Annotated in this window: 1 pseudogene; it reads left to right on the top strand. The window is 52.9% G+C overall.

Annotation, left to right across the window (positions count from 1 at the left end):
• Nucleotides 1–454, top strand: a pseudogene (locus tag B2633_RS06230) (NAD+ synthase); the annotation flags it as partial.

The raw sequence follows: 454 nt of genomic DNA, 5'->3' as shown, positions 1-454 counted from the left end.
ATGCCGGCAAAGAAGAGCTGCGCTACCGTCTGATCAGCAATCATGCCCAAAGACACAAAATACCTTTTATTTATGTGAATCAGGTAGGCGGCAATGACGAGCTTATTTTCGACGGTCATTCCCTGATCGTGGACGGTCAGGGGGAGATGCTGGCTTTTGCCGCCGGTTTTAGAGAAGACATCCAGACCTTTAACCTGAATGCCCCGGGGCGCACCTTACTCTACAGCCCCGAGGACGAAATATCATCAATATATAACGCTCTGGTATTGGGTTTGAGAGACTATGTTCATAAATCGGGTTTTTCCAAGACGATTCTAGGATTGTCGGGGGGCATCGATTCCAGCCTGACGGCCTGCCTGGCGGTCGCTGCCCTGGGTCGGGACAATGTCCTGGGTGTGGCCATGCCTTCACAGTTTTCCTCGGCGGCAAGCCTGGAAGACGCCGAGGCTTTAGC

This window comes from Syntrophomonas sp. UBA1041 (assembly GCF_002316705.1).
Lineage (GTDB): Bacteria > Bacillota > Syntrophomonadia > Syntrophomonadales > Syntrophomonadaceae > DTU019.
Note: the sequence above shows the minus strand (reverse complement) of the source record. Positions and strands in the feature narration are given on the sequence as shown.